The sequence below is a fragment of the Paenibacillus sp. J2TS4 genome (assembly GCF_018403245.1).
Classification (GTDB): domain Bacteria; phylum Bacillota; class Bacilli; order Paenibacillales; family NBRC-103111; genus Paenibacillus_L.
The window spans coordinates 67,947-88,109 of record NZ_BOSH01000008.1; the positions used below are offsets into that span (position 1 = coordinate 67,947).

The window sequence follows — 20,163 nt, forward strand, 5'->3', positions numbered from 1 at the left end:
GGGTTTATAGGAAGGAGCCTATCATGACGTTCTTTATCGGTGTGGACGGCGGAGGAACCAAAACAGAAGTGATTACTTTGAATTCTGACGGGGAAGTTCTCGTCACCCTTACGGGCCCCTCCACCAATGCCCGTGCGGTAGGCTTCCCTCGGGCCTGGGCTCATTTGCAAGAGCTTCTGGACAGCTTGCTTAACCACCCTGCATTGGGTAAAAGCCGCTGCGCCGGTCTTTGCCTCGGTTTGGCGGGGGTTGATCTTCCGGAAGAAAGACAAAGCTTTCTTCAAGCTTTGGAGGGCTATTTTCAACAACGCGGAGAAAACTTACCGATTACGATTACCAATGATGCAGAAATTGTGCTGATGGCGTCCTTGTCACAGAAGTACGGAATCGTTGCCGTTTCCGGAACCGGATCCATCCTGTATGGGCTGACTCCAGAAGGAAATCGCTGGCGAATTGGAGGCTGGGGCCATCTTCTGGGGGACGAGGGCAGCGGTTACGCCATTGGGTTAAAGACGCTGCAGACCGTTATGAAAAGCTATGATGGCATGCTCCCTCCTACGCTGCTTACTGACCTAATTACGGAAGCTTATTCCTTTGGCTCGATTACCGAGTTAAAATCTTATATTTATCAACCGGACATTAAAAAACAGCATATTGCTGAATTCGCGCGCTACTGTATCCAAGCCGGCATTCAGGAAGATGCTGCGGCTGATCGTATTCTTAGAGATGCGGCCGGCCATTTGGTCCGGCAAACGACGACCCTGATCGGCAAGGACCCTTGGTTTGCGAGCTGCGAGCTGGTGGAAGCCGGGTCGGTTTTTAAGCATTCGTCCGTATTTGCAGAAACCTTTCGTCAGCATCTGAACGAAGCGTACCCGGACATCCGTTGCTATCCCTCCAAGCGTAGTCCCGCCTACGGAGCCGCTCTGCAGGCGATGCAGCGTTAATGGATGTTAACGACTAGTTAACGACTATTCCAAGAAGGAGTTCTTACTTTATGAATAACTTGCTCAGCGGGCTTACGACCGAACAAATTAATGAATCCACGCGAAATATTGACCAGTTGGATACAGAGCAAATCATGAGACGGATCCATGCGGAAGACAAGCTTATTGCGGAAGCGATTGAACCGTTGGTTCCCGTTATTGCCCAAGCCGCCGATTGCATCGTAGAAGCCTTCCGAAACGAGGGACGTTTGTTCTATGTCGGCGCAGGAACGAGCGGACGTCTGGGGATTCTGGACGCTTCGGAATGTCCTCCCACCTTCGGAACTCCGCCCTCGATGGTTCAAGGAATCATTGCCGGAGGCTTTCAAGCGGTCAAGGATCCCGTCGAAGGAGCTGAGGACAGCGACACTCTGGGCTCCTCCGACATGGACGCTCATGAAGTCGGACCTAACGATGTCGTCGTCGGAATCGCCGCCAGCGGCCGGACCCCTTATGTTCTCGGCGCAATGAAACGCGCCCGCGAGCGGGGAGCCAAGGTGGTGGGACTCACTAATAATTACAATACCCCCATGATCGCTGAAGCGGATTTAATGATCGAAGCGGTTGTCGGTCCCGAGGTCATCCTCGGTTCCACTCGAATGAAAGCGGGAACGGCACAAAAGCTGATTCTCAACATGCTGACAACGGCTTCCATGATTCGGATTGGAAAGGTGTACGATAATTTGATGGTCGATTTGAATCCTTCCAATGAAAAGCTCGTCTATCGGGCCAAACGAATCATCCGCCTGGCGACCCAGGCCTCCGAAGAAGCCGTCAACAAAGCGTACGAAGCATCCAATGGTCACGTCAAAACGGCCATCGTCATGATTCTGGCCAATGTGAACTATGAAGAAGCGGCACGCTTGCTGGATACAAGTGAAGGATTTGTCCGGCAAGCCGTCGCTCTGGCTCAAGAGGACTAATATTTTTATAATCGCAGGTCGGGAGACAAGGTCCTTGGCCTGTTATTTTTTTCAAGATGGTTACAAGTCCGGTGATATAGAGTAAATCTGCATCTATTTAGACCCGAAAGCCTCCATTTTCCATTCTAAAACAAAAAATACAGATCAGATCCTTAGACCTATTGACAAATAATTTTATTTATGATATAATAAATTATTTATACTTTACTTTCTGTTCATTCTCTTTTATTATGTTCTTTACAGCCCAATACCATGGGACTGAATACAACCTTCCTGTCCAGGAAGGAAACCAAAAGAACACGATAATGGAGGAATTAGATGAAAATTGCCAATGGAGTAGAGATGCTGGAGATTTCCGCTACTGTTATGGGCAAGAAGGATGTTATTCATCCAACGCTCATCTGGGATGAGGATATGGCGATCTTGGTGGACACAGGATATCCCGGCCAGCTATCGTTATTTCGTGAGGCCTTCCTTACCGCAGGTGTACCTTTTGAAAAGCTCAGCAAAATCATTGTGACCCACCAGGATCTGGACCATATTGGCACCTTGCCAGCCCTTCTTGCAGAATCTCCTCACCGTGTGGAGGTTCTTGCCAGTGAAGAGGAAACACCATTTATACAAGGTGAAAAAAGGCTGTTGAAAATTTCTCCGGAGGCCATAGACCAAGCGCTTAGCTCCCTGCCGGACACAGTTCCGGACAAGCTTCGGCAAGCCTTTCAAGCGATTCTCGAAAATCCTCCAAAAGCTAAAATTGACAAAACAATTGCAGATCAGGAAGAGTTACCTTACTGCGGGGGCATTGTTGTTATTCACACTCCAGGCCACACACCGGGTCATGTCAGTTTGTATCATAAGCCGAGCCAAACTTTGATCGCTGCAGACGCGTTGACTGTTGTGGACGGCCAGCTGCTGGGACCTGATCCTGAGACGACAATCGATATGGACACAGCGCTCCAGTCTTTAACGAAGCTTGGCGAATACGACATCCAAGCTGTACTCTGTTATCACGGTGGACTATACAATAACAATCCCAACCGGCGTATCAAGGAACTGGCTCTGGAGAGCAGACATTAGGATTAACAAGGCCGTTTTATATTTAGGGAAGAACTCAGGCACCGAAGCAGATCGGTGCCTTTTTTGTATCGGGATAGTCTAGCTATGCCCGACCTTGGAGAACTGCTGTCTTCTTAGACATGCCGGGAAAATAAAGGCATTCGGTGTGGATACCCATGGTTTCCTAATAGTCACTAAGACGATATTCCGCAGGCGATTGAGCGGGTGTTGATTTTTCAAGAGCAATGACCCGAAAATAAGCGGAGAGTTCCATTCCCTAGGTAACGCCTAATTGATTGACGGCCAGCAAAGTGGTCTTCCACTCACTTACCGCAAGGTTAAGGTAGCTCCGGCCTTCTTCCGTAATTCGGTAATACTTACGTTTAGGTCCATTGGATGTTTCGCCCATGTAGGTTTCGGTATATCCTTCAGCATGCAGACGGCGCAAAATGGCATAGACGGAACCGTCGTATACATCCGGGAAAGCCTCTTTGATAAGCTTCATAATTTCATGATCTGCGTAAAGGATACTCGCGACTTGAGTCGTGAGAAGAATTTACGCCCTTCTCTTATTAGTCCGGCCCCTTTACTCCTCCTCTTTTGATTGATAGATGATCTTCCACTTATTTCTGAATTTCTGCTTCAAACAGGAACATATGTTTGATATAATGGAGTGTGTAGGATACAGCCTAACTGATCATATTAACACGAAGCAAGGTGACTTGAGTTGAAGATCACTTTAACCGCCAAAGTGAAGATCTTGCCCACTCCTGAACAAATCGATTGGTTACGACAGACTTTACGAGCTTATCGTCTGGCAAGTGATTACCTGTCCAAGCTTGTATTTGAAGAGAAAATTCTCTCCAAGACGAAGCTGCATCAGTTGATGTATCGAGAGTTGCGTTCTACCTTTTCCTTGCGATCTCAAATGGCCCAATCAGTCATGCGAACGGTGATTGCTCGGTACAAGTCATTAGTCGGCAACGGCCACCTCTGGACATTCGTCCGGTTCAAGAAACCGGAGCTCGACCTCGTTTGGCGTCGAGATTACTCGTTTACGCAACGGATGTTTTCCATCAACACCCTGCATGGTCGCATCAAGGTACCTTATGAAACGAAAGGCATGGAAACTTATTTCGATGGATCCTGGTCCTTCGGGACCGCCAAGTTGGTCTACAAGCGAGGGAAGTTCTTCTTACACCTTCCAATGACCAAAGAAGTGGAAGAAGTCTCGGATCAATCTTTGAATCAAGTGGTTGGATTAGACATGGGCGTCAATTTTATCGCGACCAGCTATGATTCCCAAGGTCAATGTACGTTCTTTCACGGTAGACCCATTAAGAATAAGCGCTCGAAGTACAAGCATTTGCGAAAGCAGCTGCAGCAACTGGGGACAGCCTCCGCTCGCCGGAAGTTAAAGCGAATCGGGGGACGAGAAAACCGCTGGATGACGGATATCAATCACCGGATATCCAAGGCACTCGTCCGCCGATATGGGGCCCATACGTTGTTTGTACTGGAAGACTTAACGGGTGTTCGAAACCGTACAGAGCGGGTTCGGGTCCAGGATCGTTATGAAACCGTGTCTTGGTCCTTCTATCAGCTGCGCCAGATGATCACGTACAAGGCCATCCTCCATGGAGCCAAAGTCATGGCGGTTGATCCCCGTTACACGTCACAAGCCTGCCCCAAATGTGAGCATACAGAGAGAGCCAATCGGGATAAGAAGAGGCACTGCTTCTGTTGTCAGAAGTGCGGGTATCGCTCGAATGATGATCGCATTGGCGCTATGAATCTTCAGCGCATTGGAATCCAGTACATCGCTGAAGTGGCTGTGTAGGAATACCTATGCAGTCGGGCAGCAGTCAACCTGCCTATGGTAACGCCACCCCAAGGAAGGAGGCTAACCGCCGTACTCACTTCCGGGCAGTTACAAGCTCGTGACTTGAGTCATGAGTTGTTGACTTGTGTATCCATTTAGCTGCTCCTTTGGCTCCTTATCGGCGATGACGACTGATTAACTTTTGTCTTGGCGATAGCGCCTTGCACCGTTTGATGTTCTTCCGAGAGCATAGCCCAGAAGAAGGAGATCAAATGGCTGATCCCCAAAGTTAAGCTGCCTGCCACCGTTCTCCCGAGAACCTCTCTCCCCAGCCCTTTAAGAAAGATAAGAAAAACCGGTTGATACAGTACAAAATATAAGAGACTGGCCAGCGCCATAGCAGCCGACCAAGGGGACGGAGGTGCAGGCACCGAATATAAAAGAACGACAGGCGGCCAACTCAAAGATACCATACTTATTTATTGAACAATAGTTAAAGCTTCTAGGAAACGGGTCGTTGCCAGCAAAAAAGGGGCAATGAAAGAAGCTTCTATTCAGGTTCTTCGAGGAACACGGATCACGAAGAGGATTTACTGATCGTCAAATAGTACTGGAAGCGGAGGAAGCAGGTGATAAGTGAAAGGAACAACCCGGCGTTTCGTAGAATCGAAGCAGAGGTCATGGTCATATAATATAGCAAAGCAAAAAAAGCTAGCCTCCGCAGCCTATAGCATAGGGATTGACTAGCCGTTAAATATCGGTCAAATGGCACTTCAAAGATATTGCTGATCCCCCGAACACTAGACCATGCAGCTTCATTGCTGGTAACAGGGATACTTGAAAGCCTACCATCGGCCCTTTGTCTTCTGTTCAGCAATAAATCGGCCCAGCCTTGTCACTACGTCCTTAAGGACTTCCTCCTCCCGGACAAGCGCAATTCGAACATACCCTTCTCCTTCTTTGCCGAAGGCATCCCCTGGAATAACGACAACTCCTGTTGAATACAAAATTTCCCGGGAAATTTGTCGAGATGTCCAGCCTTTCGGAATGGGTGCCCAGAGGAACATTGTCGCCTTTGGTGTCGGAATGTCCCAACCCGCATCACGCAGCCCATGAATCAACACATCTCTTCGGCGTTGATAAATTCCCGCCACTTTAGGGCCGGTTCCTTGTCTGTCTTCCTCCAACGCTACAATTCCGGCTTGCTGTATGGCCTCGAATACACCATAATCGATATTCGACTTCAGCTCTCCCAGGGCCTGCACCGTCTCCGCGTTGCCGACCATATAAGCAAGTCTGCAGCCCGCCATATTATAGCTTTTCGACAGGGAATGAAATTCGACAGCGACTTCTTTCGCCCCATCGACCTGAAGAATGCTTGTCGGCTCATAACCGTCGAAAGCCAGCTCCGAATAAGCGATATCGTGAACGACAAGAAGCTCATGCTCCCGTGCAAATCGGACCAACTTCTCGAAGAACTCGGGGTTTGCCACGGCCGAAAGAGGATTGCTGGGATAGTTGCACAGAATGAATTTGGCTCTCTGCGCGATGTCTGTCGGAATAGCGTCCAGCATGGGCAGAAAATCATTTTCCGCCCTCAACGGCATAATCCATGGAGTCACCCCCGCCAAGACAAGGCTGGCATGATAGATCGGATATCCTGGATCAGGGACGATGGCCATATCCCCTGGATCGGCAAGAGCCATTGCCAGATGAGCCAGCCCGTCCTGCGACCCCATTAGCGTCAGCACCTCTGTCTCCGGGTCCAAGTTCACCCCGAAGCGATATTCGTACCAGCGGGAAACCGCTGCCCGAAATCCGAGTCCTCCCGAACTGGTGGGATACCCGTAATTTCCCGGATCAGCGACAGCTTTCCCCATTGCGTCCATAACCTGAGCGGAAGGGGGAAGATCCGGACTTCCTATGCCGAGGTCAATGATATCCATTCCTTGCTGGCGGACCTCTTCTTTCCATTGCTCCATTTCTGCAAAAATCGCGGAGCCCAATTGCTGGATTCTTGCGGATTTTCTAAGTCTCATTGATTCGTTTCCCCCATTAATGATTAATCTCCATAACAATCTGTTAGCGCAGGCCAACAGTCAAGCCAGCCCATAATTAGCCCAGACTGCCCCATCACGAACTAACCAGCCAATGAAAATGAGAGAAGGAGTACAGCATATAAATAAGAGATACAGCCAATGCCAAGTAGACCGATCCCAGCGTCCAGCGAATTTTTTGCGGAACAAAAAAATATTCTTCATTCTCATAAAAATAATAGTCCGCGCGACAGTGGACAAGCAAAAATCGGCCTTCTTTCTTATCCTTAATATCTGTCTGCAGCAACCGGGCGCGGCGAACCAGCACCTGGCCGGGAAGCGACAGTATTCCCCGCAATCCAATATCATCCCATAAAAACATCATCGTTTGTTGACCGCTTAAATCCGATATTGTCGTAAATTCCAGATCTCTTTGCTCCCCCGGCTCAGGAAGCTCCTGCCCCCGCTCCCGCAGCCTGTCTTCCACCCAAGTAAGCGGAAGCTCATAGGAAGCTTCCATGCTGCGCAATTTCGGCCCTTTCCTCCGGTCAATATACTTGCGGCCCAGGTCCACCGCAAATAAAAACCAGAAGATAAACAAAATATACAGCTGATAATAGACAATGATGATCAAACCGGCGATTAGCCCGATCGAAACAAGCCTCCGGCTCACCGCCGTCGCTATCCGTCCCCCATCCAACGGATGAAGAGGCAGTAAATTAATGAGATTAATAATGAATCCTATATAGGCCAGGGCCAAAAAGAGCAGCGAATCGTAACGGGAGCCAATCCAAAAAGAAGCGAAGGCTCCCAAGCTGCCAAGCAGAGGTCCCCCTAAGGCAATATAAGCTTCAATAGCTGCGTTGCGCGGGTGTCTCTCCAGATTGACCATGGCCCCGACGAAAGGAATAAACACGGGCGCCGAGGTCGTTAGCCCTTTGTGCTTGGCAGCCGCCACATGACCCAGTTCGTGAATCAGTACCATGACCACCATGCCGACAGCCAATTCAACGGGAGCAATCAAGGTATAAGCGCCTACTGAAACAAGCATGGTCAAAATCGCGCCTCCGAAGGAGCCCATTTTCACATAAATTAGCCCTTGCTTCAGCTTCGTTAGAAAAAAAGTCCCTGCAGCTTCAAGCGGCCGCAGCGTACTCTTATCCTCGCGATTTTGTTTCGACTCCATCCGCCCTGTCCCCCTCTATGCTGTCAGCAGGCTAAGTCTTTCATTCCCAGACCTGCTTATACAATTCTTCCTTGAATCCGACAGTCACCCGACTGCCATCCGTTACTACCGGACGCTTGATCAGCCTTCCATTGGAAGCCAACAGACGGATCTGTTCCTCCACGCTCATCTGTCCCAATTTATCCTTCAAGTTCATTTCCTTGTATACTTCACCGGAGGTGTTAAAAAACTTTTTCAGCTCCAATCCGCTCTTGCTGAGCAGGTCAGTCAATTCCTCCTCAGACGGCGGTTCCTCGAATACGTTCACTGTCGTTACTTCGTGTCCCTTGGATTGCAGCCATTTAAGCGCATTGCGGCAGGTGCTGCATTTGGGATAACCATACATCTTAAGCTTCATTGTTACTCCTCCTTGCCGGTCATTCCATAATCTATGGTGTGGCTATTTGCCGGGTTCGCGGCACTCGATAAGGCTTGCCTCAGCCGATTCATATCGGGAGGAAGCTCCGCTTGAAACTCTACCGCCCGCTTCGTCCCCGGATGAACGAAGCCAAGCCGATGAGCATGCAGCGCCTGCCGGTCAATTGCAGCGCCCTCTGGAAGCGGAGGTCCGCCTTCAGGGGGGTAAATTTTGTCACCGATTAGCGGATGGCCGATATACAGCATATGTACCCGAATTTGGTGAGTCCTGCCGGTCTCCAGTCTGACGGAGGCCAACGTAGCTCCATTCAGCCGCTCCACTACCCGGTAATGAGTGACGGCCGGATACCCCTGCCGAGTGACTATCCGATAATGAGGCTGCTCCGGATCCCGATCTATTGGCGCATCGATGGTTCCTTCGTCCGCCTGTATCTCCCCGTGCACGAGCGCCCTATATTCCTTGAGCACTTCTTGAGCTTTCATTTGCTCGGAAATATGCTGGTGGACGAACGGATTCTTGGCGATGGCCAGCACCCCCGACGTGTCCTGGTCCAGACGATGAACCGGCCGGAAGCGGACTTTTTCCCCCCGCTCCAGCCAGTGATGGACTACCCCGTTCGCCAGCGTATGAACATAATGCCCATGCGTCGGATGGACGATCATCCCTGCGGGCTTATTGACAATAAGCAAATAGGCATCCTCGTAAATGATATCGAGCGGAATGGGCTCGGGCAAAATATCATCCGACTGCTCTTGCTCCATATGGATTTCTATTAGGTCTCCAGCGCGAACCGGAACATTAATGTATTGACGTTCCCCGTTAACGGTAATGCCCTTCTCGGTTCGTTTCAAACGGGAAAGCAGTCTGCGTGAAAGCTGCATCCGGCTTTTCAAAATGGTTTTAAGCTGAATGCCCTCCTCTTCGGGAGAGACAATATAGGTTAACGGTTCATAGTAGCTCATTTCTTCCTGCGAAACACCTCGCCGCTGCGAATATATTCGACATCCGGTACTCCCAATCGATAATTGACCGTTCGAGCTACCGTAAAGAAGAAATCCGACAAACGGTTCAGATAGATCCGGACGTCCTGGTTGATTTCATCCTCTTTGGCCAGGGTGACGACTCTTCGTTCCGCTCTCCGGCAAACCGTCCGGCACACATGAAGCAGCGCCGATGCTTGAGAACCCCCAGGCAGAATAAAGCGGGAGATGTCCGGTGTTTCCTCATCATACTTGTCAATGAGCGTCTCCAGACGTTCGGATAGACCCGAGGCCAGCTTAAATTCTCTTTTGGACCTTGGCAGAACGGCCAAATCATGCCCGCAATCAAATAGCTCATGCTGAATCTGCAGCAGATCGGCCAGCAAATCGGCAAACTTCTCTTCGTCCAGCACAGCCATGGCCTGTCCGACAAAACAGTTCAATTCATCCACCGTGCCATAGGCTTCTACCCTGACATTATCTTTATCGACCCTGCCCCCAATGACTCCCGTCTGACCAGCGTCGCCTGTTCTTGTATAAATATTCATGATTTCACGCCTCCCAATGGTTAATTAATACGTTCCGTTCCCGTTTTCGTTGCATCTATCATCTCATAAATTTCTCGGATAGCCAAATGCTCCCGAACATGAAACGCCAATTTTTCAAATGCGGCTTCCCGCCGTCGGCCAAAAAGGAGCGTCCCTTCCCGGGCAGGCCATCCTTTATCCTGTCGAATCCGGTTCAGCCAGGCTCTCCGAAATTCGTCGTTATGCAGAACTCCGTGCAAATTGGAGCCCCAAATCCGTCCGTCCGACGTCATAGCCCCCTCCGGATGAAAATCATCCTGCCGTTCTCCTTCCCGTTCATTTCTTACCCTAAAAGGATGTTCGCCAGGAGATAAAAATCGGGTGAGCCCCATATGAATTTCATAGCCTTTAATCGGAATGGCCCTTCCCTCTTCCCAGCCGTCGGCATATCCTGCGATTCGCTCTGTTTTATTGTCGGGGACGAATAAGGTTTCCGTTGGAAGCAGGCCCAAGCCGGAGCTTTCCGACCGATTGGATTCGTCGGATTCACTGTCGATCAGCTTCTTGCCAAGCATTTGGTAGCCGCCGCATAAACCGGCCACCCGGCCCCCTTCCCCGATATAACGGGCAATGGCTTGATCCAGACCGCAGCTCCGCAAGTAAGCCAGGTCTTCCATCGTGTTTTGGCTGCCAGGGAGAATCACGGCATCCGGCCAACCCATGTCGTCCGCGGAGGTTACGAATCGAATCCGCACATCTTCTTCCTCATAAAGGGGATCGATGTCCGTAAAGTTCGCAATGCGAGGCAATCGGATGACGGCAATATCGAGAGCCCTTGCTTCCTTTGGACGCTGCTGCTTCCTTTTGCTTTCCAGAGAGGCCGAATCCTCATCTTCGAGCTCCAGACCAGGAAGGAACGGAATGACTCCCAGCACCGGCTTGCCCGTCTTTTGCTCCAGCCAGTCCAACCCCGGCTTCAGCAATGTCACATCCCCGCGGAATTTGTTAATGATGAAGCCCTTGACCCGGTCTCTCTCTTCGGGAGTCAAAATTTCAAGCGTGCCCACGATAGAGGCAAACACACCTCCCCGGTCAATATCGGCCACTAACAAGACCGGAGCATCGGCCCAGCCTGCCAGCCTCATGTTGACGATATCCCGATCTTTCAGGTTGACCTCCGCCGGGCTCCCCGCCCCTTCGATAACGACCAGTTCGTAATCTCGACGCAGCCTCGCCAGGGATTCCCGGACGATCCCTTCCGCTTCCGACAAATAGCTTTCGCGATACGTGCGCGCATCCAGGTCTTTATACGGCTTGCCGTGAACGACCACCTGTGAAACCATATCCTGCGTCGGCTTCAGCAGAATCGGATTCATATCTGTGGTGGCCGCGATTCGACAAGCATCGGCCTGCATCCCTTGGGCCCGTCCGATTTCTTTCCCGTCCGGCGTCACAAACGAATTAAGCGACATATTCTGCGATTTAAAAGGAGCCACCTTCCAGCCGTCCTCAACAAAAATTCTGCACAAGGCGGTGGCCAGCAGGCTCTTGCCGACATCAGAGGACGTCCCCTGAAGCATGACGGTGCGTCCCGGCTCTCGTTCTTGGACTGGCCTGGCTACTCGCTCAGCTTCTCGTTCAGTGGCTTGCATTTCCTCATTCGTTGGCTCAGCCGCTTGATCCTGCTCGCACACCTGTTCAGCTATACATTCAGTTCCCTGTACTCGCTCATTCGTTGGCTCATGAATCTGCTCATACTTAAGCTTCGTTTCGTTGCGATCCATCGACCCTGCCTCCTTTTCAACAAAATGGGTTAAGGCTGTATTGGCGGCTCAAGCTTTAGCCGTTATTTCCTGTCTTCGAGGACGCGGTGAAGGCCGCTCAACAGCCGTTCATTATCTTTTCTCAGCCGCACTGCAATTCGACAGTGTCTGGTGTCCAAGCCAGGAAATAAGGAGGCGTCGCGGATCAACAAGCCAAGGGTCCCCATCCGGGATTGCAGCTCCTTAACCTTCATCCCCAACCGCTCCGGAATCGAGAACAGCAGAAAATTCGTATCGCTTGGATAAACGTTCATTCCCAACTCCGACAGCTTCGCGGACAGCCATTCCCGCTCCGTCTGCAGCCACGCCTTGGTCCGTACGGCATATTCCTGTTCCTCCAGAACAGCCGTCCCGATTCGTTGCGCCAGCGAATTGACCGACCACGGAATTTGCAGCCGCCGCATCGCTTCGACCGTCCGCGGATGAGCAACGGCAAAACCGAGCCGAATGCCCGGCACCGCATAAAATTTCGTCATCGAGCGAATGACGATCAGATGCTCGGAAACCGGCGCCTGCCGGATCAGGCTGATCGCTTCCTCCTCCGGAGCAAAATCGATGAACGCTTCATCCACAATGACCTCCCTGCCGCTTTCCATAAGAACGGCTATCGTTTCTTTATTCAATAGCTGTCCGGTCGGATTATTCGGGTGGCCGAGAAATAACGTATCGCAATAATCAAGAGCAGCCAGCACGTCATCCGGCATAAGCTCGAACTGATTTTCCGGACGAAGAGGCAAATCGTGAATTCGTCCCCCGGTCTTCATAACGGCTTCCTCATATTCCGAGAAGCAGGGACGGGCCAAGCCCGTTACCCTCGGCTGAAGGACGCGTGCAGCCAAATCAATGCATTCCGCCGCTCCGTTGCCTACAAGCACGCTTTCTTCCGGCACTCTGTAGACGCTAGCGAGCTTCTTCCGGAGCTCTCTCACCCCCGGATCGGGATAGTGTATCAAGTGTCGGGCATAATCCATAATTATTCGTTCCACCGCATCTGGAGGGCCGAACGGATTCATGTTTGAGCTAAAATCGACAAACTCGTCTCCGGATAAACCGAAAGACTCCTGAGCGGTCAGTAAATCTCCGCCGTGACCATATTTTTCGATCATTAATCGTTTCACGCTCCTTTCTATGTCCATAATTATTCTAAATAAGCGGCACTGAAGAAAAGCTGTCCTTCCGTTCCGCAAGAAAGAGCTAAGCCAATCGACTGAACCGTTCCTACAACCATCCGATATATACCACAATCGCTAGTAGTTGAGCCAGTTCACATCCTTCATTAATAGCCCCGTATGTATCTCCGGTTAGGCCGCCAAGCTTAGAACTAAGGTAAGAAGCAAACGCCCAGCCGATCATTCCGGTAACCGCTAATAAAAGGACTGCGCTCTGGAGCGTCTCCATCCATCCCCAGCCAAACAGCAATAAAACAGCACAAGTAAGCAGCATCGCTATGATCGCAACGGCCCAAGCCTGTTTGCCGCGAACTTCACGATACACGGAGCCCATGCCGCTGTCGCTTCGCGCATAGGGCCAACCGGCAATAGCCGCGACCATATAGGTGCGGCTCCAGATCGGAATGCAAATAATGAAGGCGGCGCCGATGGCCCAGTTCTCGTCTAACAGAACGAACAAAAGGGAGAGCTTGAGCAAGAGGTACAGCACCCCCGCGATAACACCCATGGCGCCGACCCGGCTGTCCTTCATAATTTCCAGCATTCGTTCTCGCGATCGGTAGCTGAGAATCCCATCGGCCGTATCCATCCATCCGTCGAGATGCAGGGCTCCTGTCATAAACACCCACAGCGCCAACAGGATGACAGAAGCAGGAAAAGCCGGCAGCAGAGCCTGAACTCCTGTGCCAAGTGCAGCAAGAACGAGCCCGATGGCCAGCCCCACCACCGGATAGAACAGGACGCTTCTTCGGAACACCTCGTCCGTATAGCGGACGGCGACTGGGCAAGGAAATCGGGTCAACAGTTGAAAGGCTGCGGCACAGCTATGCAGTACAGCGATTAACCGATGATTATGGCGATCCATGCGCACACCACTCCTCCCACGATGAAATCCGACGTCCGCAGCAACAGACGAACGGTCGCTATAATATGCTCCCGGTTCAACGATTGAAGCGGCCAACCCATTCCGGCTCTTTCGCTAACCGTATCCCCATACCGGTTAACTCCTCCAAGCCGGACCCCCATAGCACCCGCTGCGGCTGCTTCCGGAATGCCGCTGTTAGGGCTGGGATGAAGCCGGGCAAAGTGGAGTATGCTAAGCCATGCCCGCTTAGCCGACATGCCCCGGATAGACAAGGAAGACACGACGAGCAGCAGCCCGGTCAGACGAGCGGGAATCCAGTTAAGCACATCGTCCAGCCGGGCCGAGAACCAGCCGAAGTGAAGGTAACGTTCATTCTTATACCCGACCATGGAATCGAGTGTGTTGGCTGCCCGATAGGCCATAGCCAGAGGGGCTCCGCCGAGCAAAGCAAAGAACAGCGGGGATACGACAGCATCCACCGTATTCTCGGCAACCGTCTCTACGGCGGCTCTCGTAATTTCCGATTCCTCCAAAGAGGCGGTATCTCTTCCCACGATATAGCCTACATAGGTTCGCGCGTCTTGAAGATGACCCTCCGTCAGCGGCTTATAGACTAGTATCGCGGCATCCTTCAAGCCCTTGATGGCAATAGTCGTTGCGATAAACCACGTATTGACGGCATACCCCAGCCAAGGATGAATCATGACCGCCCCCCATACGATTCCATATAGAATAGCTGCGGCGGATCCTACCGTTAGTATCGCTAGAACAGCCCCCCGCAGGCGCAGGGAGCTGGAGGAGAGGCCATTCTGCGATACGGTATTCCGCCGGCCTTCCTTCCCGGAATCATTTCCCCGCAGGCCGGTATCCCGAGACTCGCCATCCCCCGCGCTTTCGCTTCGTTTACTGACCGAGATGGCCTGATGTTCGTCCCGGCGAAGGGCTTTCTCCAGCCAATGTATTAAACGACCCATCCATATGACCGGATGAGTAGGCCACTTCGGATCGCCAATCCAGCGATCCAGCATGATGGCCGCAGCCAGCATAAGTAACGTTTCCTGCAAGCTAAACAACAGCAGAGCTCATCCCACCTATGACTAACGCTTGTCCATTCGGAAAGCGATGCTTTTCAACTCGACGGGAATGCCCGCCGTCACCAAGAAGGCCTGCTCGCTGACAGCGGCGACCTTCTGATTCATCCGCCCGGCCAGATCACGATATAGCCGACCTAACGGATATTCGGGAACGATGCCGCCTCCGACCTCGTTAGAGACAACCAGGACGATCCCCGAATAACCGGCCAAAGCGGCGACCAACTCCTCCACCTTGCGTTCTACCCGATCGGCCGCGTCCGGCTCCCCTTCGAAGCGGAGCAGCCAGTTCGACAGCCATAAGCTCAGGCAATCGACCAGAACGACCCCATCTCTCGCCAATCCGCTCGCAGAATCGGAGGAAGCGAGAGCAGCGGAGGCAGTGAAGCCGGATGCCGAGTCCTTGACAGCCGTCGTTGTCTCGTCCCCCCGGGAGCCGTCAGCGAGCCATTCTGCCAAAGAATACGGCTCCTCCACCGTCTTCCACGGAAATCCGGTTTCGGCCCGCTGGCTCTGATGCTGGCGGACCCGTTCGGCCATCTCTTCATCGTATATTTGCGCGGTTGCGATATATATGCCGCTTGTCCCCAGGTGCTCCGCATAGCTTTCCGCGAATCGGCTCTTGCCGCTGCGGGCACCGCCCGTTACAAAAATGACCATGTGGCCCTCCCTCCGCTTCTGTTCCGCTGCCTTACAATATTGGCCATAACATAGCTCGGCAAGCAGCTATCAAGCCTTCGATACTCCGGCACTCTCGAACGTCGCCATTTCGTTAATGATCTTCATAGCGGCTTCCACCAAGTGAAAGCTGAGCACCGCGCCTGTCCCTTCGCCGAGCCGCATATCCATATGGATCATCGGCGTCAGGCCAATCGCCTCCAATAGCTGGCCGTGACCTTGCTCTTGCGACAGATGGGAAGCCAGCATATATCCCGTCGCCAGCGGCGCCAACCGCGAGGCTACCAAGGCAGCGGCGGAGGAAATGAAGCCGTCGATGACAATCGGGCACTTCCGCGCGGCTGCTCCGAGAATGACGCCAACCAGACCGGCGATTTCGAAGCCGCCCAGCTTGGCGAGCACCTCCAGCGGCTGATTCGCATCCGGCTGGTTCGTCTCGATCGCCCGGCGGATCACCTCCTGCTTATGCCGCCAAGTGGCGTCATTAATGCCCGTACCCCGGCCAGCGGCCTGCTCGAGGCCGATTCCGGCGAGAACGGCCAGCAGCGCCGAGCTCGCTGTCGTATTGCCGATCCCCATCTCTCCCGTAGCAAATATACGATAGCCTTGATCGGCAAGCCCGCTGACCAGCTCGAAGCCGGTCTGCACCGCCTGCTCGGCCTCCTCCAGCGACATAGCCGGCCCGTTCACCATATTGCTGGTCCCTTTGCGAATTTTGCGATGCACCAGATCGGGATGGTCCATGTCCGCGCAGACCCCCATATCCACACATACTACTTCCGCGCCCGCATGTCTAGCCAATACATTGACGGCGGCACCGCCGTTTAAAAAATTCAGCACCATCTGCGGGGTCACTTCCTGCGGGAATGCGCTGATTCCTTCCTCGCACACCCCGTGGTCACCTGCCATGACGACGACCGCTTTGTTACCGAGGATTCCATTCTCCCCCTCAGCAGCCTCGAAGCCGCCCGTCATTCCAGCTACTTGCCGTGCAACCACCTCCAGCCTGCCCAGGCTTCCGGGCGGTTTCGTCAATGAATCTAGTCTTTGCTGCGCTTCGGCCATCGCCTGTTCATCCAACGGCCGGATTTGTTCTATATATTTTTGAATCGTTCTCAATGCAAGTCCTCCCTTTAAGCTACCCCATCCCCGACTGATTCCCCAGCCCGCGAATCAAAACGGAATCGGTTGAAAAAGTTGGTTATATTCTTACTCCGACACCTAAGATATTCACGACAAAATAAATGCATTGTACCTTTATTTCAACGTACACGAGACTTTGGAGCAGAAACAGATGCATTTAATACCTCTATTCCACGCACATGAGCTTTGGAGCAGAAACAAGTGTATTTACACTTATTTCACTTCAATGGGCACAAAATGCGGGAATTAGATGATGGCCAAGACCGCTTGTCTCATGCTTCGTATTATACAGGCTGCAGGCGGAATGCTCCACACCTCATCCGCTTCTATAAGCGTTAATGTACATTAACCTTAGGAAAAATCTTAGTTGAAACGCATAAGATTGGACCCCGCCCGCGACGCATACCGCGTACCCGGCGCACGGTACAAATCAATCGATGCCAGCCTCAGGAAGAACGTCCTTCGGTAAATTGCGGATTGAGTAAAATTTGCGGAATGCCGCTTTCCGGATGGTGGATCACAATCGGCGTCGTCCCATAAACATCGGAGATTAGCTCACTGGTCATCATATCGTTAGGCGCTCCTACACAGACCGTTCTTCCTTCATGCAGCACAAGAATACGGTCGCAATATTGAGCAGCCAGATTAAGGTCATGCAGTACGGCAACCACCGTCAGCCGCTCTTCGGCTTGCCATGTCTTTACATAGTCCATCATCTGCATCTGGTAGCCGATATCGAGAAAGGTGGTCGGCTCGTCCAACAGCAGCAGTCGGGGCTGCTGAGCCATCGTCTTGCCCAACGCCACCCGCTGGCGTTCCCCTCCGCTCAGCAGCTCCAGCGGCAGCTCCGCCAACGAATTCAGGTTAAGCCGGTCCATAATTTTGTTGATGACTTCTTCACTGTCGTCTTTTTCATCCCCGAGCCAGTTCTGGAACGGATACCGCCCCATTTCGACCACTTCCCGCACTTTGAAGCCGATCGGCGGCAGCGCATCCTGCTGCAGGACGGCCATCCAACGAGCCAGCTCCTTGCGGGTGTATTGCTGCGCCCTCCTCCCGTCCAGCTTAATCTCGCCGGCATTCGCGGGCTCCAAAGCAGAAACCAGCTTGAGCAATGTAGATTTTCCGCTGCCGTTAGGGCCGATAATACCAAAGAACTCCCCTTTATCTACCCGGAAGCTGATGTCGTTAAGTATCCTTTTTTTTCCATATGCTTTATGGACGCCATTCACTTCAATCATCGCAATCACCCCCGGCTTTTATGCTTGTTCTTGTTAAGCAGGTATGCAAAGAAAGGTGCGCCAATAATAGCGGTTACCACACCTAACGGAATTTCCCTCGGACTCAGGGCGATTCTCGCCACCGTATCGGCCCACAGCACGTAGATTCCTCCAACTATCGTGGAGATGGGGATGATGATCCGGTAATCCGGGCCGACGATTAGCCGTACGAGATGAGGAACGACCAGTCCTACGAAGCCAATTACACCCGACACCGAAACGGCTGCGGCCGTCACCAGGGTGGAGACAACGAGAACGATCAGCTTGGTCCGTTCCACATTCACTCCCAAGTGGGAGGCTTGTCTTTCGCCCAGGGCCAGCAAATTTAACGACCGGCTAAAGCCGATCAGCACGATAATAACGAATATTAAATACGGGATCAGCACCTTGGAGAAATTCCAATTCCGCATGGACAGACTTCCCATTAACCAATACAAAATTTCGTTAATGACTTCTCCGGATAAAGAAACCATGAAAGACACGAAAGCACCAAGAAAAGCCTGCACTACAACGCCGGACAAAATTAGGGTCTCCAACTGGGACTTCCCCTGAGTACTGGCCAGCTTATAAACAATAAACAGGGTTGTCATCCCCGTTGTAAAGGCCACAACCGGAATAGACCATTGGCCAATGAAGCTCTGCAGCCCGAACAATATAATGAAAGCCGCTCCGACCGAGGCCCCGGAAGCGACACCCAGCGTGTAAGGATCGGCCAACGGGTTTCGCAGCACCGCCTGGAAGCCCGCTCCCGCTATAGCCAGCGATGCCCCGACGAGAATAGCAAGCACGACTCTCGACAGCCTCACCTTCAAAATAATCGCTTCATCCGACGCCGACCAGTCCGGCTGAATCATGTCCCCAATTCCGGGGAGAGCATGGAACAGAATCCGCCACACATCAGCGACCGGCACTCTGGCTGAGCCAAAGGAAAGGCTCAATGTAACCGAAAGCAGGAGGAGCAATAAGGCTCCTCCTCCGTAAGTAAACAATCTCGCTTTCATATTATTTCACCAGATCCGGGTGGATAGCCTTGGCCGCTTCCAGCAGCGCATCCGTTAATCGGGGACCTACCCGGCTAATAATATTTTCATCGATGGCGTATAAAGCACCGTTCTTGACGGCATCGATTTGATCCCAGCCCGGACGCTTCTTAATCTCTTCCAGAATGGAATCCATTCTTTCTCCTTCAGAATACAGAATGACCTCCGGATTAATCTCGATGATTTTCTCGGGATCGATCTGGAACCATCCGGATTCCCCTGCTGCTACGTTCGTTCCGCCTGCGAGCTTAATCAGTTCGTCCATGAATTCGCCGTCCCCAACAGTCCAGCCCGCATTATATTCAATATAGACTCTTTTTTTAGGGGCATCCTTGACCGCATCTACAACCTTCTGCTTATCGGCCTGCATTTTCTCAATGACCTTGGCCGCTTCTTCCTGCCTGTTCATGATGAGCCCCATCGTCTTGATCTTCTCGAACACTTCATCCAATGTTCTAGGATTAGAGAAGTAGAGCGGAATATTCAATTCGCGAATGGGATCGATCACTTTTTTATTACTGCTGCTGGCCAGTACCAGATCCGGTTCCGTAGCAAGCAGCGCCTCCATATTCGTATCCAGCGAACCTACCTGAGGCTTGGATTTGGCTTCCTCCGGATAGTTGCTCCACTTATCCACGCCGACCACCTGATCGCCTGCCCCGATGGCGAACAGCACTTCCGTCTCGCTCGGAGCGAGGGAAGTCACCCGTTCCGGCGCTTTTTCAAACGTAATTTCTGTCCCGCTGGCGTCTGTAATCGTTAACGGATATTGCGTTTCGGTCGATGAACCGGCTTCATCTTTTTTCCCTTCGTCCGGCTTGTCTCCCTGATTATTCTTCTGCTCATCCTGGGTCTTGGCCGGATCATTCGAACCTTGCGGCTTCTGCTGTTTATCTCCGCAGCCGATCAACCCGATCGCCAGCACAGCGGCCAACAGCCATGCTATTAGCGTACGCGCCATTCCTTTGACATTAGGTTGATTACTCATTTTGTCCCTCTCCTTTGTATATAACTCCTGCTAGAGAAATGCGCCTGAACCGATGAACGCCCGCTTATTATTGAGCCGCTGGAAGAACCAGCCGGACTCCTCTTCCGCTTTTTATCGAAGGATTCCTGTTGGAAAAATAACCACAAGTTCTA

At 52.0% G+C, this 20,163-nt stretch carries 20 protein-coding genes; 4 read left to right on the top strand and 16 right to left on the bottom strand.

Going from position 1 to position 20,163, the window contains the following annotated elements:
- The first annotated feature begins 23 nt into the window (after positions 1-23).
- From KJS69_RS17530 to KJS69_RS17540, 3 genes are all read left to right on the top strand, one after another.
- Positions 24-947, top strand: coding sequence for a BadF/BadG/BcrA/BcrD ATPase family protein (locus KJS69_RS17530; protein WP_213585089.1), 924 nt, complete (start codon positions 24-26; stop codon positions 945-947).
- Positions 948-997: 50 nt separating this feature from the next.
- Positions 998-1,909 carry an N-acetylmuramic acid 6-phosphate etherase gene (gene murQ / locus KJS69_RS17535; protein WP_213585090.1) on the top strand — a complete coding sequence of 304 codons (912 nt, stop codon included), beginning with the start codon at positions 998-1,000 and terminating at the stop codon, positions 1,907-1,909.
- 318 nt (positions 1,910-2,227) lie between these two features.
- Positions 2,228-2,986, top strand: coding sequence for an MBL fold metallo-hydrolase (locus KJS69_RS17540; protein ID WP_213585091.1), 759 nt, complete (start codon positions 2,228-2,230; stop codon positions 2,984-2,986).
- A gap of 256 nt (positions 2,987-3,242) precedes the next feature.
- On the opposite strand, the gene KJS69_RS17545 is transcribed toward KJS69_RS17540, so the two are convergent.
- Positions 3,243-3,470, bottom strand: coding sequence for a PadR family transcriptional regulator (locus KJS69_RS17545; RefSeq protein WP_213585092.1), 228 nt, complete (start codon positions 3,468-3,470; stop codon positions 3,243-3,245).
- Positions 3,471-3,692: 222 nt separating this feature from the next.
- On the opposite strand from KJS69_RS17545, the gene KJS69_RS17550 reads away from it, so the two are divergent.
- A complete protein-coding gene (locus KJS69_RS17550) occupies positions 3,693-4,805 on the top strand; it encodes an RNA-guided endonuclease InsQ/TnpB family protein (protein WP_213585093.1) in 1,113 nt (370 codons plus the stop codon).
- Between the two features lie 137 nt (positions 4,806-4,942).
- On the opposite strand, the gene KJS69_RS17555 is transcribed toward KJS69_RS17550, so the two are convergent.
- From KJS69_RS17555 to KJS69_RS17625, 15 genes are all read right to left on the bottom strand, one after another.
- Positions 4,943-5,251 (bottom strand): hypothetical protein, encoded by a 309-nt coding sequence (locus tag KJS69_RS17555; RefSeq protein WP_213585094.1) that lies wholly within the window; start codon positions 5,249-5,251, stop codon positions 4,943-4,945.
- Positions 5,252-5,632: 381 nt separating this feature from the next.
- Entirely contained in the window at positions 5,633-6,826 is a 1,194-nt protein-coding gene (locus KJS69_RS17560) for an aminotransferase class I/II-fold pyridoxal phosphate-dependent enzyme (RefSeq protein ID WP_213585095.1), read from the bottom strand.
- A 94-nt stretch (positions 6,827-6,920) separates the two neighbouring features.
- A complete protein-coding gene (locus KJS69_RS17565) occupies positions 6,921-8,009 on the bottom strand; it encodes a site-2 protease family protein (protein ID WP_213585096.1) in 1,089 nt (362 codons plus the stop codon).
- Positions 8,010-8,049: 40 nt separating this feature from the next.
- Positions 8,050-8,406 (bottom strand): arsenate reductase family protein, encoded by a 357-nt coding sequence (locus KJS69_RS17570; RefSeq protein WP_213585097.1) that lies wholly within the window; start codon positions 8,404-8,406, stop codon positions 8,050-8,052.
- A 2-nt stretch (positions 8,407-8,408) separates the two neighbouring features.
- On the bottom strand, positions 8,409-9,389 hold the full coding sequence (locus KJS69_RS17575) for an RluA family pseudouridine synthase (protein ID WP_213585098.1): 981 nt from the start codon (positions 9,387-9,389) through the stop codon (positions 8,409-8,411).
- Positions 9,386-9,955, bottom strand: a complete 570-nt coding sequence (locus tag KJS69_RS17580; protein ID WP_213585099.1) for a cob(I)yrinic acid a,c-diamide adenosyltransferase — start codon at positions 9,953-9,955, stop codon at positions 9,386-9,388. Before KJS69_RS17580 ends, KJS69_RS17575 begins: the two co-directional genes overlap by 4 nt.
- 20 nt (positions 9,956-9,975) lie before the next feature.
- Positions 9,976-11,586 (bottom strand): cobyric acid synthase, encoded by a 1,611-nt coding sequence (locus KJS69_RS17585; RefSeq protein ID WP_483874564.1) that lies wholly within the window; start codon positions 11,584-11,586, stop codon positions 9,976-9,978.
- Between the two features lie 194 nt (positions 11,587-11,780).
- Positions 11,781-12,863 (bottom strand): threonine-phosphate decarboxylase CobD, encoded by a 1,083-nt coding sequence (cobD, locus tag KJS69_RS17590; RefSeq protein WP_213585101.1) that lies wholly within the window; start codon positions 12,861-12,863, stop codon positions 11,781-11,783.
- 112 nt (positions 12,864-12,975) lie between these two features.
- Positions 12,976-13,791 carry an adenosylcobinamide-GDP ribazoletransferase gene (gene cobS, locus KJS69_RS17595; RefSeq protein ID WP_213585102.1) on the bottom strand — a complete coding sequence of 272 codons (816 nt, stop codon included), beginning with the start codon at positions 13,789-13,791 and terminating at the stop codon, positions 12,976-12,978.
- Positions 13,767-14,870 (bottom strand): adenosylcobinamide-phosphate synthase CbiB, encoded by a 1,104-nt coding sequence (gene cbiB, locus KJS69_RS17600; RefSeq protein ID WP_213585277.1) that lies wholly within the window; start codon positions 14,868-14,870, stop codon positions 13,767-13,769. Before cbiB ends, cobS begins: the two co-directional genes overlap by 25 nt.
- Before the next feature lie 18 nt (positions 14,871-14,888).
- Positions 14,889-15,542, bottom strand: a complete 654-nt coding sequence (locus KJS69_RS17605) for a bifunctional adenosylcobinamide kinase/adenosylcobinamide-phosphate guanylyltransferase (RefSeq protein WP_213585103.1) — start codon at positions 15,540-15,542, stop codon at positions 14,889-14,891.
- Positions 15,543-15,611: 69 nt separating this feature from the next.
- Positions 15,612-16,625: a nicotinate-nucleotide--dimethylbenzimidazole phosphoribosyltransferase gene (cobT, locus tag KJS69_RS17610; RefSeq protein WP_249730597.1), complete on the bottom strand. Its 1,014-nt coding sequence runs from the start codon at positions 16,623-16,625 to the stop codon at positions 15,612-15,614.
- A 524-nt stretch (positions 16,626-17,149) separates the two neighbouring features.
- Complete coding sequence (locus KJS69_RS17615; RefSeq protein ID WP_213585104.1) at positions 17,150-17,944, bottom strand: ABC transporter ATP-binding protein; 795 nt, start codon at positions 17,942-17,944, stop codon at positions 17,150-17,152.
- Positions 17,945-17,949: 5 nt separating this feature from the next.
- Positions 17,950-18,984 (bottom strand): FecCD family ABC transporter permease, encoded by a 1,035-nt coding sequence (locus KJS69_RS17620; RefSeq protein ID WP_213585105.1) that lies wholly within the window; start codon positions 18,982-18,984, stop codon positions 17,950-17,952.
- Position 18,985: 1 nt separating this feature from the next.
- Positions 18,986-20,011, bottom strand: coding sequence for an ABC transporter substrate-binding protein (locus KJS69_RS17625; RefSeq protein WP_213585106.1), 1,026 nt, complete (start codon positions 20,009-20,011; stop codon positions 18,986-18,988).
- Positions 20,012-20,163: the final 152 nt, after the last annotated feature.